We start from the raw sequence: 14,945 nt of genomic DNA, 5'->3' as shown, positions 1-14,945 counted from the left end.
ATTCCTCTTCCTGCGCGCCGAGGTACGGCTACCGGGTCCGGTCAGGACGCGGCCGGGTCGGTGATGACGTCGTCGAGTAGTCCCTCGTGGCCGTCTCCGCTGATCCACCGCCGGCTCACCCTGCCGGTGTCGGGCCGCTCCCGCTCATGTGCTTCACACGCGTACTCGGTGATCCGGCGCAGGGCGGCGGTGCAGTAGATGTCGGCCAGGTCCTGTGCTTCGGTGTCCCCTTCGGCGGAGCGCCGTGCCGCCCGTGCGAGGACGAGGACCGCTGCCATGATCTCGGTGCCCCAGCGGGCCACGGCGATCAGAGTGTGCTCCTGCGCGAAGAGATCCTCGTCGTCCGGACAGGCGCCCACGAGGCCCGCGCAGCAACCGCAGAATTCCTCGACGGATTCGTGCAGTTGGGTCAGATGGCCCTGGTTGCGCTCGGTCAGTGCCGCATGGAGTTGCCTTCGCGCCTCGGCAGCCTGCCTAGCTCCCTCGCCGTCGTCGAGGGAGCCCGCACGGTAATAGGAGAAGATCGCCAGTTTGGAAAGCCAGTAATCCAGTTGGAAATCCACCCCGCCGGAGATCCGCAAGTTCCTGGCATCACGGAAGGAACGTTCCAGCGGTACGGGCGGCGCACCGCGCCGCGCCTTGCTCGACGCGGTCTCGTAGCCCTCGGCCGCGAAGAGCGACATGGTGCGGTCCACGATGCCCCAACACAGCGTCGAGCACAGGTTCTTGGCCACGACCTGCTCGAAAAGCGGATTGAAGCCGGCGTCCTCGCACAGCAGACTCCACTCGGCGACCGCCTCGAGCGCGAAGGTGTCCGCCAGGGACTGGCCGAGCAGATGCTGGATCTCCTCGTATTCCCCGAGGGGTACACCGTCCACGCTGCGCCGCTTCACAAAGCCGCGCGACCATTCCAGACACTGCTTGGCGATCGCCAGGGAGGGCGCCGCGATGAGGTACATCCTGCCCAGGATCGCCAGCCCTCCGGCTTCGGCGGTGATACGCACGTCGTGCGCGCTGGGCTTCTCCACGAACACGTTCTCCCGGGGCACGCGCACCTGGTCCAGGGTGAAGCCCCCGTTGGGGAAACCCTTGATCCCCATGAATTCGTGCTCGGCCGACAGTCGCACACCGGGCGCGTCCGGTTCCACGACCACAAGCCGGCGTAATTCCCGCCCCATTTCCTGGAAGGTGGCCACCACACCGATCAGCTCCGCGACGGGCGCGTTACCACTGAAGACCTTCTCGCCGCTGACCAGGTAGGCCGCCCCGTCCTCACTGGGTACGGCCACGGTCTCCCGTCTGTGGTTCGCCGCGCCGGTGGGTTCGGTGTCGGCGAAGCTGGAGATGAGGCCCTCGGTGACCCGGTCCCGGAGCATGTCGCGCAGCGGACCGTCGGGCAGGATCTGGATCAGCGGGGCGAAGCCGATCGAGTTCTGCACCGCGATGACGAGACCGAGTGGCAGCGACCAGCTGGAAATGGCCTGGATGACGCGGAAGGTGTTGAGGTCGGACAGGGCCGGTCCGCCCACCTCCGGCGGGCTCTGTAATTTGACGTAACTGGTGCCGCGCAGCCGGTCGAACACCTCCTGGGGCATTGATGCCGTCTCTTCCAGAAGAACGGGATCTACCGTCTCGCGGGCGAACTCCTTGGCTTCTGCGACGAGCGCGTCGCCGTCCTTGCGGTCACTCTGGGGTTGGGCGGGAAACGGGTGAACAAAATCCAGCCGGAGGCATCCCCGGAATATCTCCTCCAGGAAGCTCGCCCTTCCTGGCACGTTCATCGGATTGAGTGGGCGCGACATGACACATCCCTCTGTGACTGAGTGCGGTCACGACATCGAGCGCAGCGGCACGCCGAGGGGACCACCGGGCAACAAGAAAGGATCTCGCTGAAGGATTTCACTGATGGGAATTCACGGATGGGATTTCGCGGATGGATTTCGCTGATGTGAAAGTGAAGTTTCTGGAAGTGTCGTGTACAGACAAGGGCACCGGACTTACACCCGTTGCACGACCCGGGAACGCCGCGTTCGTTCGACCGGAGTGCGTTCAGGAGCCGAGCCCCGGCAGGCCCGGTATCGCACCTGCGGCAACGGGTAATGAGGACTGCTCACGCGCCACGGACCCCCGAGTATCTGGACAGCAGGTCACTCATCGCGATCGGCCGCAGGACGCCAACACTCGACGCCCGCTGCAGCCATGGCATCGCGCCTAGTCTTACTCGTCAACTTGTTCCAAGGGCAGCGATTTTCAGCCATACCCACCACACGTATCCCACGGTTGCGCACGCGCACCCCGGGGTAATGTGCGGCAAGCAGGGGCGTGCCCCTGGGGTGCCGAAAGGTCCCCGGTCGGCCACGAATCCATCTCAGGAAGGGATATACATGACAATCGACCGGCGCGGGCAGGGTGGCCTTCCGCCTGCCTTCATGGCCTCCGAAACGTCTTCCTTCCTGGACTTCCTGTCGGCGCAGGCCCCGGAGCTGCTGCCCGCCAACCGAACCCTGCCCGCCACGCAGGGCCCGTTGGAGGCGCCTCACGGCACCACCATCGTCGCAGCGGCATACGAGGACGGTGTACTGCTGGCCGGGGACCGCCGCGTCACCATGGGCAACGTCATCGCGCACCGCGAGTACGAGAAGGTCTTCCCGGCCGACGAACACTCCGCGGTCGGAATCGCCGGCACAGCCGGCCTCGCGGTGGAACTCGTCAAACTGTTCCAGTTGGAGCTCGAGCACTACGAGAAGATCGAGGGCACCGCCCTCTCCCTGGACGGCAAGGCGAACCGTCTCACGACGATGGTGCGGGGCAGCCTCGCCATGGCCATGCAGGGCCTGGCGGTGGTGCCGCTCTTCGCGGGTTACGACGTGGACAAGGGTGTCGGGCGCATCTTCTCCTACGACGTCACGGGCGGCCGGACCGAGGAAAAGGGTTTCGCCGCCATTGGATCCGGTTCGGTCTTCGCACGCGGCTCCCTGAAGAAGCTCTACCGGGACGGCTTGTCCGAACGTGAGGTCATCACGGCGGCCGTGCAGGCTCTGTACGACGCCGCGGACGACGACTCGGCCACCGGCGGCCCCGATCTGACCCGGCGTCTGTTCCCGCTCGTCGCGCTCGTTACCGATGACGGCTACAGGCAGGTCCCTGTGAGCGAAGTTACCGAGATCGCGCAGGCCGTGGTCGACCGGCGCATGCAGGCACCCAACGGGCCGCAGGCGCCAGTCCTCTAGCCTCGCACTTTCATGCGGCCACCTGTCCGTTGCTCGATCAAATGAGCGAGGAATCTTTTGACCCAGGATGACGTGACTTGTCCAGGGTCCTGTCCGTCGTCGAGAAACGGGAAAGTCGCACTCCTCAGGTGAGGAAGCGAATCGCTTCGTACCCTCATGTCCATATCCATGCCCATGCCCATGCCCATGCCCATGTTCATGTCGAGGGCGGCGGCCGATCGGCGGTCCCAGGCCGAGCCCTTGCGGTCGGTCAAGACGGTCCGCAGGACAGGTGTGGACGAGGCGATGTCGGTGGCATGGGTGCTGTGGCGCAGGCCGCGAGCGGTGCACGAGGCAGGCAAGCCCCTCCTGGATGTGACGCCCGCGGTCGCCCTCGGCAGCGACTACCCGGCCGATGGGGGCATGCTGCGGGCCGAGCCATCCGCCACCGCTCCACGCTTCCGGGCATCCGTACTGCGCTCATCGACCTGCCGTCGCGCCGGCAGCACCTCCGACGAAACACCGCCAGGCCGACTCGCGCAGGCAGGCCGCCGACCGGTCCTCACTCGTCGGGGTGGTCCGGCCCATGACCAACCGCCCTGCCCTGGAACAGACACCGTCCCGCCTGGCCGTCGAGCGGGTCACCGAGCCCCCTTCGCGCCGGGCGTCATCCTCCTCGCCGACGGCGGGCCCGCACATGCCCAAGTACACCGAAGACGCCACGTTCTGAGTGACCCGTCAGTCGATCGGTCGCGCGGTCCGCATGCCCGCGAGGAACCCGCCCTGCCGCGCAGATCGGCCGCACGCATGCATCGCCCTCTTTCCGGACCGCCGTGGCCCGACCGGCAGAGTGCTTCAGGCGCCCTGGCGCGCTCAGGAGTGTCCATGCGCGTGACCTTCGCTGCTGCAAGGTCGATACTTCCAACAGACGCGATCCTGCCGACCCGTGCCCGACCACTCCAGATACCTGACGCCCCGTCATCGCAGTCGAGGCGCAGGGTGTCCTGCTCATCTCACCAGGAGGTACCCATGAGGATGCTGATCAACGTCGCGGAGAGCGTTGTCGCGGACGCCTTGCGGGGTATGGCCGCCGCGCATCCGGAGTTGACCGTGGACGTGGATAACCGGGTGGTGGTGCGCAGGGACGCGCCCGTGGCCGGGAAGGTGGGGCTGGTGTCCGGGGGTGGCTCGGGGCACGAGCCGTTGCACGGAGGCTTCGTGGGGCCCGGGATGCTGTCGGCGGCCTGTCCTGGTGAGGTGTTCACCTCGCCCGTGCCGGACCAGATGGTGCGGGCCGCGGCGGCCGTGGACAGCGGGGCCGGGGTGCTCTTCATCGTGAAGAACTACACCGGTGACGTGCTGAACTTCGACATGGCCGCCGAACTCGTCGAGGACGAGGGCATCCAGATCGCCAAGGTGCTCGTCGACGACGACGTGGCCGTGACCGACAGCCTCTACACGGCCGGTCGGCGCGGCACGGGGGCGACACTGTTCGTGGAGAAGATCGCGGGAGCGGCCGCCGAGGAGGGGCAGCCGTTGGAGCGGGTCGAGGCGCTGGCCCGCCAGGTCAACGAGAACTCCCGCAGCTTCGGCGTGGCCCTCAGCGCCTGCACCACCCCGGCCAAGGGAAGCCCGACTTTCGACCTCCCGTCCGGTGAACTGGAGTTGGGCGTCGGCATCCACGGTGAGCCGGGGCGTGAGCGGCGCGCGATGATGACCTCCCGCGAGATCGCCGACTTCGCGGTGCACGCGATCCTGGAGGACATGAACCCCCGTAACCCGGTGCTGCTGCTCGTCAACGGCATGGGGGCGACGCCGCTGCTGGAGCTGTACGGCTTCAACGCGGAGGTGCAGCGGGTACTCACCGAACGCGGGGTCGCCGTGGCCCGCACCCTCGTCGGCAACTACGTCACCTCGCTCGACATGGCCGGGGCGTCGGTGACCCTCTGCCAGGTCGACGGGGAGCTGCTGCGGCTGTACGACGCGCCGGTACGGACCCCGGGGCTGCGCTGGGGTGTGTGAGGCACCGCCTCCGGACGGGACGGATCTCCGCAGGCGCCCGTCTCCCCCGGACCCAAAGCCCGAACACCGACCTCACAGCCAGTCAAATCTCGTACCGCCACGCAAGGAGATCACGTGCTCGACGCCGACTTCTTCCGTCGTTGGATGACGGCCGCCGCCGCCTCGGTGGAGCGCGAGGCCGAGCGGCTCACGGCGCTCGACTCACCGATCGGGGACGCCGACCACGGCAGCAATCTGCACCGGGGGTTCGCCGCCGTGGTGACCGTGCTTGAGAAGGAGGCACCGGACACGCCCGGCGCCGTCCTCGTACTCGCCGGACGGCAACTGATCTCGACCGTCGGCGGGGCGTCCGGCCCGCTCTACGGCACGTTGCTGCGCCGTACCGGCAAGGCGCTCGGCGACGCGGCCGAGGTGAGCGAGGCCGGACTGACGGACGCGCTGCGCGCCGGGGTCGACGCGGTGATGACGCTCGGCGGTGCCGCGCCGGGCGACAAGACCATGATCGACTCTCTGGTCCCAGCCGTCGCCGCGCTCGCCGACTCGTTCACCGCCGCGCGCGCCGCCGCCGAGGAAGGCGCCCTGGCGACCACACCGTTGCAGGCCCGCAAGGGCAGGGCGAGCTACCTCGGCGAGCGGAGCATCGGACACCAGGACCCCGGCGCCACGTCCGCCGCACTGCTGATCGCGGCCCTGGCGTCCGCCGCCGAGGCCGCCGAGGCCACGGGGGCCGTCGATGCCTGACGAGAGGCTGGTCGGCATCGTGCTGGTGTCGCACAGTGCCGCCGTCGCCGCGTCCGTCGCAGAGCTGGCGAAGGGGCTCGCGGGTGCGGGCGCCGCCGTTCCCGTCGCCCCGGCGGGCGGCACCGAGGACGGCGGTCTGGGCACCAGCGCCGAGCTGATCTCGGCGGCGGCAGCCTCTGTCGACCGGGGCGCCGGAGTCGCGGTCCTCACCGACCTCGGGAGTGCCGTCCTCACCGTGAAGGCCCTGCTCGCCGAGGGCGACGAACTCCCCGTGGACACCCGTCTGGTCGACGCCCCGTTCGTCGAGGGCGCCGTCGCCGCGGTCGTCACGGCCTCGACGGGCGCCGACCTCGCGGCAGTCACGGCCGCGGCTTCGGACGCGTACTCGTATCGGAAGGAGTGAGCTTCCGGGAAGCGACGCGGGTCGGAGGACGAGGCGGCCCCGCCGACGTCGGCTCCCGCGCAGCGGACTTCGGGCACTGGCTCCTGCGGGCGTCACGCTCCCTCCCGCATGGCTATCCCTCCACCAACCTCCGCGCCAGTGCCTCCCCTTGCGCCGCCGCCAAGTCATGGTCCTCGATCGGGCTCACCAGGGAGTCCTCGAAGAGGATGTAGGTGACCCCGGAGTCGGTGCCGCCGCTGCGCGGATCGGGTCGGACACCGAGGGCCTCGGCGGTGGCGTACGAGGCCTCGCCGATGATGCCCCGGGGGCCCGTGTCGCCGACGACGGCGTACTGGACCCGGTTCTTGTGGATGACGGCGGCGACCGAACCGCCCCGGATGCCGTGAACTCGGAAGTCCCACGTGCGGCTGGGGGCGGGGACCACGACGAACGGCAGGTTCTCGGAGCGAAGGTACCGGCCGTCGGACTGCCGGAAGGACGTCGCGGGCTGGAAATACGGGTCGGTGTAGCGGTTGCAGCGCGGGCTCGGCCGGCCGTCGCAGTCGATGTCCATGTCGGCCTTCCAGAACACCGCGCCGTCGACACCGCAGACAGGGATGACCGCGGGGGCACCGGCATCGCTGCGGTGGAGCCCCTCGGACACCCGGACGCAGCCGCGTACCTTCGCCAGCAGCTCTGCGGCGGTGACACCGCCCTCACGGTGCGGGGGCCGTTGCGGATGGGCCGGCGCGGGCAGGGCGACGAGGACCAGCAGGGCGCCGACGGCGGCCGGCATCCATGAGCGGACACGCACGATGAGGAACCCTCTCCTGAGGGGACATTGACGGACACTCACCCAAGTTGGTGCGGGTCGGAGAGGACGGCCACCGGGAGAGGGCCGGACGGATCATGGTGCCCTCGGCACGGGGTGCGCGGCCGAGGGCCCGGACCGAAGTCGGTCCCGGCCGCTCGGCCGCTCTCGTCGGCGCGGGTTCGACGACGACAGCGGCCCGCGCCGTACGACGTGAACTGAGTTGGAGAGTAGGCGAGTTCACGCCGCGTCAGGACATCAGCATACGTAGCCGAACACCGTGCCGTGAACCGCGCCGGGACCGTGGCGAGCGTCCGGTGGATACACGCGGACGACACACGGACGGCACACGGACAGGCCGGCAGTCGGACGGACGGACGGACCCACGCACGGGCGGACGCACGCACGGACGGACGCACGCACGGACGGACGCACGCACGCACGGATACGAACGCCCAGAAGCCTCCGCCCCACCTCTTGCTGTGACCGCGTCCGTCACGCCATGCAGGGCAGGGTGGCAGGTACGGACCAGTCCCGCGGCTGTTCGACGGGCGGCGATGACGACCGGGAGGCGGGATCGTGCCACGCGTTACCGTGCCGGCACGGCACTCGTACGGGGACCGCTGCTCTGCGGATCGTTGATTTTCACCACCGCCTGCTCAGCGTACGGAAGCCCCCGGTCGCCGACCGCCTGCGGCCCCGGCCCTGTGTCACCGCCACGGCGAGCCGCGCCACCAGCGACCATGTGATGTGGAACCGGGCGTCCGGTGCCTCCGGAAGATCACCGGACGGATCCGGGCGAAGCTGCCGGACGGCGCCTGGGCCGGTCCTCGGCACAGCGGACGGTGACCACCGGTGGGTGAGCGGGTCCCCCGCACGGCGGAATCCGTCACCTGGCCGGGGGCCGTCGGCATGCGGGCGGGACGCGGGGCACGTTGGCTCACCCTCAGGCAGCACGGGTCTTCCGATCCAGGGCGGCGCAAGGGATGTACCGCCGACCGTGCCGCCGGAGGGCAGACCCATGCGTATGTCTCAGCTACTCCTCCGCTCCGGCCTGACCGTGGCCGGTGCCGCGCTGCCGATCGCCCTGACCCCGTCGTCGGCGGCCGCCGTCCCCTCAGGCATCTCGGTGAGCACCACGGGATCCTCGGTCACGGTGAACACCAGCGATTGCCCCGAGAGCGCCAACGGCGCGTTCGGGACGGCCTCGCTGCTCTCCAACGGGCAGTCGAGCTTCTCCCAGGGGCGGCAGGCGACGCTCACCGGCACGAGTAGCAATCAGTCGGCCGCCTGGTCGAACGTGCTGCCGGGCACATACACCGTGATCGTGGTGTGCAGGGACGGAACCACGGCCGGCACGCAGTCCATCATCGTCACCGTCGCCACCCCCACCATCTCCACGACTTCCTCGCCCCCCAGGCCCTCCGCACCCTCCTCGCCCTCGCGGGGCGTCATGGGCGGTGTCGGCGGAGCCACCGAGGAGTACGGCACCCTCACCCTCGTGGGCGGCGGGGCCATGGTGGCGGTGGGCACGGCGGCGGCGGTCTGGTACCTGCGCCGCCGCGCCAAGCCGCACCGGCTGTGAGCCCCGTGTGGGCGGCCGCCCCGTGCGTGTGAGGGGGACGGCCGCCTACTCGCTCGCCGGATGTTCGTCCCGGTCGCCGATGTCCCCCGGCAACCGCTCGAACTCCGCGAGCGCGTTCACCAGCCACTGCGTCCAGAAGGTCTCCAGATCGATACCGGCCCGCAGGATCAGATGCTGAAGCCGGTCCTGTGTCGTGCTCCGGCCGCGACCGAAGTCCCGCTTCTCGATCTCCTCGTACTCCGCCAACTGTTGTTGGTGCAGGGCCAGATGGCGGCGCAGATCGTCCTCGAGGCCGGTGGTGCCGACCACCGCCGCGGCGCGAAGCCGTACGAACAGCGCGTCACGCCACGGCTTGGGGTCCTGGGGCGCGGAGGTCCAGCGGGCCAGTTCGTCACGGCCGGCCGGCAGGACCTCGTAGCTCTTCTTCTGTCCGCGTGTCGGTGCCTCGGTCGGCAGAGCCCTGATGTGGCCCTCCGCCTCCAGTTTCCCCAGCTCGCGGTAGATCTGCTGATGGGTCGCCGACCAGAAGTAGCCGATCGACCGGTCGAACCGCCGGGTCAGCTCCAGACCCGAGGAGGGCTTTTCGAGCAGGGCGGTAAGGATCGCGTGCGGGAGTGACATGGGCTCATCCTAGGAAGGCCCACGGCGCCCGGAGGCCGCACGGACCCTCATTTCGGCCTCCCCCGACATCCACGACATCCACGACCTCCTGTGACCTTCTACAGCGCCGCCGCCAGCTCCGTCCCCTGCTTGATCGCCCGCTTGGCGTCCAGCTCGGCCGCGACGTCGGCACCGCCGATGAGGTGCGCGGAGCGCCCGGCGGCGACCAGGTCGTCGTACAGGTCGCGGCGTGGTTCCTGCCCGGTGCAGAGCACGACCGTGTCGACCTCGAGCACCTGGCGGACCCCGTCGACGGTGATGTGCAGCCCGGCGTCGTCGATCAGGTCGTACTGGACGCCGGGGACCATGGTGACGCCGCGGTGCTTGAGCTCGGTGCGGTGGATCCAGCCGGTGGTCTTGCCCAGTCCCGCGCCGACCTTGGAGGTCCTGCGCTGGAGGAGGTGGACCGTGCGCGGCGGGGCGGGACGCTCGGGGGCGGTGAGGCCGCCGGGGGAGCGGTAGTCCATGTCGACGCCCCACTGGCGGAAGTACGCGGCCGGGTCCTCGCTCGTCTTGTCCCCGCCGTCGGTCAGGTACTCGGCGACGTCGAAGCCGATGCCGCCTGCCCCGAGGATCGCGACCCGGTCGCCGACGGGTGCGCCGTCGCGCAGGACGTCGAGGTAGCCGAGGACCTTGGGGTGGTCGACGCCGGAGAGGTCGGGGGTGCGGGGGGTGACGCCGGTGGCGACGACTACCTCGTCGTACGCCGTGAGGTCGTCGGCCGCGACCCTCGTCTCCAGTCGTACGTCGACGCCGTCCGCGTCGAGTCGGGTACGGAAGTAGCGCAGGGTCTCGTCGAACTCCTGCTTGCCGGGGACCTTGCGGGCCACGTTGAGCTGGCCGCCGATCTCGGGTGCGGCGTCGAACAGGGTGACCTCGTGGCCGCGTTCGGCCGCGCTCACCGCGCAGGCGAGCCCCGCCGGGCCGGCCCCGACGACCGCGACGCGTTTGCGCAGCCGGGTCGGGGAGAGGACGAGTTCGGTCTCGTGGCAGGCGCGCGGGTTGACCAGACAGGAGGTGATCTTGCCGCTGAAGGTGTGGTCGAGACAGGCCTGGTTGCAGCCGATGCAGGTGTTGATGGCGTCGGAGCGTCCGTCGCGGGCCTTGTTGACGAAGTCCGGGTCGGCGAGCATCGGGCGAGCCATGGACACCATGTCCGCGTGGCCGTCGGCCAGCAACTCCTCGGCCAGCTCGGGGGTGTTGATGCGGTTGGTCGTCACCAGCGGCACCGAGACCGCGCCCATCAGCTTCTTCGTCACCCAGGTGTACGCGCCGCGCGGCACCGAGGTCGCGATGGTGGGGATGCGGGCCTCGTGCCAGCCGATGCCGGTGTTGATGATGGTCGCCCCGGCCGCCTCGACGGCCCTGGCCAGGGTGACCACCTCGTCGAAACTCGAGCCGCCGGGCACGAGGTCGAGCATCGACAGGCGGTAGACGACGATGAAGTCCTCGCCGACCGCCTCGCGCACGCGGCGCACGATCTCGACGGGGAACCGCATCCGGTTTGCGTACGAGCCGCCCCAGCGGTCGTCGCGGTGGTTGGTCCCGGCCGCGATGAACTCGTTGATCAGATAGCCCTCGGAGCCCATGATCTCCACGCCGTCGTACCCGGCCTGCCGGGCGAGGCGGGCGGCCCGCGCGTAGTCGTCGATCGTCTGCTCGACCTCGGCGTCGGTGAGCGCGTGCGGGACGTACGGGCTGATGGGGGCCTGGAGGGCGCTCGGCGCGACGAGGTCGCGGTGGTATGCGTACCGCCCGAAGTGCAGGATCTGCAGAGCGATCCGGCCGTCCTCGCGGTGTACGGCGTCGGTGATCTCGCGGTGCCGCTCGGCCTCGGCGTCGGTGGTGAGCTTGGCACCGCCCTCGTAGGGACGTCCGGCGTCGTTGGGCGCGATGCCGCCGGTGACGATGAGGCCCACTCCCCCGCGTGCCCGGGCGGCGTAGAACTCGGCCATGCGCTCGAAGCCGCGCTCGGCCTCCTCCAGGCCGACGTGCATGGAGCCCATGAGCACACGGTTGGGGAGCGTGGTGAAGCCCAGGTCGAGGGGGCTCAGCAAATGGGGGTAACGGCTCATGTGGTGCCTCCGTGCGTGGCGTCGTCCGACTGTTGTAGACGACGCCACGCCGTTTATGCAACTAGTTGCACAATGGTTGAGGGCAAGGCCACACCACGCGGGGAGCGGCTCGACCGTGCGGGCCGGAGCCGGGCCTCAGGATCTGGTGCCGATCACCATGTGGGCGTACAGCTCCTCCGAGACGGCCGTGTGCGCGGTGAGGCCGGAGCGGCGGAAGATGTCCAGGGCGAGGGAGGCCTGACGTTCGCTCGTCTCGACGAGCAGACAGCCGCCGGGGGCGAGCCATGCGGGGGCCTCGGCGGCGACCCGGCGCAGGACGTCCAGGCCGTCCGTGCCTCCGTCGAGTGCGACGAGGGGTTCGTGGTCGCGGGCCTCGCTCGGCAGCAGCGGGACCTCGCCGGTGGGGACGTACGGCACGTTCGCCGCGAGTATGTCCACGCGGCCCCGTAGACGGGCGGGGAGCGCGGCGAAGAGATCGCCCTCGTGGGCCTGGCCGCCGTGCGGCGCGATGTTGCGGCGGGCGCAGCGGACCGCCGCCGGGTCGATGTCGGCGGCGTGCAGCTCGGCCGCGTCGAGCGACACGGCCAGGGCGGCACCCACCGCGCCCGAGCCGCAGCACAGATCGACGACGACGCGGGCGCCGGGGACGGTGGCGAGGGCCTGCTCGACGAGGAACTCGGTGCGGCGCCGGGGAACGAACACGCCGGGTTCCACGGTGATGCGCAGCCCCGCGAACTCGGCCCAGCCGAGGACGAGTTCGAGGGGCAGGCCCGCGACACGCCGGTCGACCATGGCGGCGGCCTCGTCGGGGGTGCGGGCGGTGGTGAGGATCAACTTCGCCTCGTCCTCGGCGAAGACGCAGCCGGCAGCGCGCAGTGCCGTGACGACAGAGGTGGTTGACAGGGATGGCATGACAGCCGAGAGCCTTTCGGTGGGCCGAAGGGCGCTCCCGCGGTGGCCTATCGGCGATGCACCGCGCCGCGTTGAGGTGAGAGCACCCGACCTGACACAGCGGTAATGGGGCCCACCTCCTCGGTCCACGTGATGACTGGCCCGGTCACCCTACCCCATGGTCAGGACACGACTTCAAGGGCACTACGGGTCGTGAGGGCGGCTGCCGAAGCGTGTTCCGAGGCCTGGCACACCGGCCCGTGCGTCGAACGGGCCCGGTGGTGGCCACGCGGCCCCAAGGACCTGGCCCGGGCCCAGCCCCGCGCCCTGCTCGGGGCCCCGCTGTCGGGGCCCCGCGCCCTGCTCGGGGCCCCGACAGCCCTCCCCTCCGTGGCGTCCCCGGCGGCCCGATGATCTTGCCCGGCCTCCCCACACGGCCCCGTCACACCGGTCCGGCCTCCCCGCACGGTCCCGACCGACCGGCCAGGTATCACCGCACGGCCCCGACCGACCGGCCCGGGCTCCCCACAAGTCTCAACGGCCAACCACCAAGGGGTGTACGCGGTTGGAGAACCCGGCTCGGCAGTCACGCAGGTTGACGAGCGCCCGGCTCACCAGCCCGCCCGCTCGCTATACGCGCACCCTTCCCTCCCCCGCCGCCACGGCGGGCACTCGGGCCGCCATGAAGCGAGTGGTGCGGCGCAGGCGAAAGCCGAGACTCTCGTACAGGCGGACGGCGCTCGTGTTGGTCGCGGCGGCGTGCAGGAACGGGGTCTCGCCGCGTTCGCGGATACCGTGGGCGACGGCGTGGACGAGCCGGGTGGCGAGGCCTGTGCCTCGGAAGGCCGGGGCGGTGCAGACCCCGCTGATCTCGGTCCAGCCGGGCGGGTGCAGCCGCTCACCCGCCATCGCGACGAGGGCGCCGCCCCGGCGGATGCCGAGGTAGGTGCCGAGTTCGACGGTCCGGGGCAGGAAGGGGCCGGGCTGAGTGCGTGCGACCAGGTCGAGGATCTCGGGCACGTCGGCGGGGCCCAACCGTACGGCCTCGTCGTCAGGGGCGGCGGCGACCGAGTCGTCCACGAGCTGCACACCGGCGAGGTCGAAGGTCACCTCCCAGCCGGCCGGGAAACCCCCGCTGTAGGCGGGGATCGGCACCTCTGCACCGGGACCGGCCAACGCCGCCAGGTCGGCCCAGTCGTCCGCGTCGGGCTCGTCGGGCAGGGCCAGCCACGGCGACACGTCAAGGGGGTAGCGCAGCACCCGGCCGCGTCGCTCGGCGAAGTGCGCGTGCGGGCCGGTGAGCGAGGCGAGGGCGGGGTTGTCGAGGACGTGCGGCACGGTGTCCGCCCCCTCGCTCCCCCTCGCGTACTCGGACGTGCGCTCTCCCACTTCTCCTCCTTGGCCACCGGTCACCCGTCACCGGGCGACCGTCCCCGACCGGCATCGACCGGCATCGACCGGCATCGACTGTTACTGGCAAGGAAGATCGCGGGATCTCTATTCCCAGGACTCGGGTGAGTTCATACGGGCGCAATCACCACCGCTCGCTCCACGGCCGAATCACCGCCCCCGGACACGTACGGTTGTATGACGCAAGAGCCACCGCCGTCACGTTGGATCCCATGCGCCCGAGCGGTTCGGTCCGACTCTGCGGCCCCGGCTTCGCGCGCCTGCCGTCCGCACGTCCGTTATCTCCTGCGCAAACCATGCCATCTCGCCCTCTTTCGGGTACACCGGAAGTGCGGACCGGTCCTAACCGGGGTTCTCGTACATGAGGGCCGCACCGGTGAGGGAGGGCGAAATGCGAGGCCAGGTGTTCGGATGGCGTTGGCGCCGTAACCCGCTGCGCCGACGCTCGGACGTCGTCGAGGCGTGGACGGTGCTGCTCGTCCTGTTCCTCCTCGTCCTCGGCGCCCCGGCCGCCGGGGTCGCGGTGGGCTGGTGGGCGCATGGGGACGCGCGGGCGCACGCCGTGGCCGAGCGGGCCGCGCTCGACCTGGTCAGCGCCGTGGTCGTCGAGGACGCCCCGGACGCGGCGCCCACCGCACACGGCGACAAGCAGCCCCAGTACTGGGTGCAGGCCCGCTGGACCGAGCCCGACGGCGGCTCACGCACCGGTGAGGCCCGGGTGCAGGCGGGCACCGAGCGAGGCGACCGCGCCGATGTGTGGCTGGACTCCGCGGGCCGCAGCGTCCCGGCGCCGCCGACCGACACGGCCGTCTGGCAGCACGCGCTCGCCATGGGGACCTGGACCACGGGCGGTGTCGTCGCCGTCGTCCTGCTCGGGCACTTCGCCGTCCGCCGGGTCGCCACCCGTCACCGGCTGGCCGAATGGGAGCGGGAGTGGGCGCGGACGGGACCCGAGTGGAGACACCGCCGGGCATGAGCGAGACCAGAACATTGCTCAGCTAATAGCTGCTCACCGCATTTCGGCCACCCGCGAAACATCCACAAAATCCATGCACCCAACGCAGTTGATACTTCAATAGCCCAGATGCCATACTCCGCTTCCTCCCCACAGTTCCGCACAGTGACTCGACTCCCGCGATTGTCGAATTTCCCTGGGCAG

The 14,945-nt window shown here is 70.3% G+C and carries 13 protein-coding genes; 7 read left to right on the top strand and 6 right to left on the bottom strand.

The window, feature by feature from the left end; all coding sequences use genetic code 11:
- Positions 1-41 precede the first annotated feature (41 nt).
- On the bottom strand, positions 42-1,781 hold the full coding sequence (locus tag ACFY9I_RS30460) for an acyl-CoA dehydrogenase family protein (RefSeq protein WP_391007389.1): 1,740 nt from the start codon (positions 1,779-1,781) through the stop codon (positions 42-44).
- Between the two features lie 603 nt (positions 1,782-2,384).
- On the opposite strand from ACFY9I_RS30460, the gene prcB reads away from it, so the two are divergent.
- From prcB to ACFY9I_RS30435, 5 genes are all read left to right on the top strand, one after another.
- The gene (prcB, locus tag ACFY9I_RS30455; protein WP_391007387.1) at positions 2,385-3,230 is read left to right on the top strand and encodes a proteasome subunit beta; all 846 of its coding nucleotides are present in this window, start codon (positions 2,385-2,387) and stop codon (positions 3,228-3,230) included.
- 565 nt (positions 3,231-3,795) lie between these two features.
- Entirely contained in the window at positions 3,796-3,939 is a 144-nt protein-coding gene (locus tag ACFY9I_RS30450; RefSeq protein ID WP_391007385.1) for a hypothetical protein, read from the top strand.
- A gap of 299 nt (positions 3,940-4,238) precedes the next feature.
- Entirely contained in the window at positions 4,239-5,231 is a 993-nt protein-coding gene (dhaK, locus tag ACFY9I_RS30445) for a dihydroxyacetone kinase subunit DhaK (RefSeq protein ID WP_391007383.1), read from the top strand.
- A gap of 114 nt (positions 5,232-5,345) precedes the next feature.
- Positions 5,346-5,972, top strand: a complete 627-nt coding sequence (dhaL, locus tag ACFY9I_RS30440) for a dihydroxyacetone kinase subunit DhaL (RefSeq protein WP_391007381.1) — start codon at positions 5,346-5,348, stop codon at positions 5,970-5,972.
- On the top strand, positions 5,965-6,375 hold the full coding sequence (locus ACFY9I_RS30435; RefSeq protein WP_391007379.1) for a PTS-dependent dihydroxyacetone kinase phosphotransferase subunit DhaM: 411 nt from the start codon (positions 5,965-5,967) through the stop codon (positions 6,373-6,375). Before dhaL ends, ACFY9I_RS30435 begins: the two co-directional genes overlap by 8 nt.
- A 112-nt stretch (positions 6,376-6,487) precedes the next feature.
- Here the strand turns inward: ACFY9I_RS30435 and ACFY9I_RS30430 are convergent, their stop codons facing one another.
- Positions 6,488-7,168, bottom strand: coding sequence for a glycoside hydrolase family 75 protein (locus ACFY9I_RS30430; protein WP_391007377.1), 681 nt, complete (start codon positions 7,166-7,168; stop codon positions 6,488-6,490).
- Between the two features lie 1,018 nt (positions 7,169-8,186).
- Between ACFY9I_RS30430 and ACFY9I_RS30425 the strand changes: the two genes are divergently transcribed.
- Positions 8,187-8,750: a hypothetical protein gene (locus ACFY9I_RS30425; protein WP_391007375.1), complete on the top strand. Its 564-nt coding sequence runs from the start codon at positions 8,187-8,189 to the stop codon at positions 8,748-8,750.
- Between the two features lie 45 nt (positions 8,751-8,795).
- On the opposite strand, the gene ACFY9I_RS30420 is transcribed toward ACFY9I_RS30425, so the two are convergent.
- The 4 genes from ACFY9I_RS30420 to ACFY9I_RS30405 all read right to left on the bottom strand — a co-directional run bounded on the left by ACFY9I_RS30420 (position 8,796) and on the right by ACFY9I_RS30405 (position 13,765).
- A complete protein-coding gene (locus ACFY9I_RS30420; RefSeq protein ID WP_391007374.1) occupies positions 8,796-9,371 on the bottom strand; it encodes a helix-turn-helix transcriptional regulator in 576 nt (191 codons plus the stop codon).
- A gap of 98 nt (positions 9,372-9,469) precedes the next feature.
- The gene (locus tag ACFY9I_RS30415; protein WP_391007372.1) at positions 9,470-11,485 is read right to left on the bottom strand and encodes an FAD-dependent oxidoreductase; all 2,016 of its coding nucleotides are present in this window, start codon (positions 11,483-11,485) and stop codon (positions 9,470-9,472) included.
- Between the two features lie 135 nt (positions 11,486-11,620).
- Positions 11,621-12,397, bottom strand: a complete 777-nt coding sequence (locus ACFY9I_RS30410) for a putative protein N(5)-glutamine methyltransferase (RefSeq protein ID WP_391007370.1) — start codon at positions 12,395-12,397, stop codon at positions 11,621-11,623.
- A 609-nt stretch (positions 12,398-13,006) separates the two neighbouring features.
- Positions 13,007-13,765: a GNAT family N-acetyltransferase gene (locus ACFY9I_RS30405; protein WP_391007368.1), complete on the bottom strand. Its 759-nt coding sequence runs from the start codon at positions 13,763-13,765 to the stop codon at positions 13,007-13,009.
- 412 nt (positions 13,766-14,177) lie between these two features.
- On the opposite strand from ACFY9I_RS30405, the gene ACFY9I_RS30400 reads away from it, so the two are divergent.
- Complete coding sequence (locus tag ACFY9I_RS30400) at positions 14,178-14,762, top strand: hypothetical protein (protein ID WP_391007366.1); 585 nt, start codon at positions 14,178-14,180, stop codon at positions 14,760-14,762.
- Positions 14,763-14,945: the final 183 nt, after the last annotated feature.

Source organism: Streptomyces sp. NPDC012510 (assembly GCF_042955065.1).
Lineage (GTDB): Bacteria > Actinomycetota > Actinomycetes > Streptomycetales > Streptomycetaceae > Streptomyces.
The sequence above is the reverse complement of the archived record's forward strand: the minus strand, read 5'-3'. Positions and strand labels throughout refer to the sequence as shown.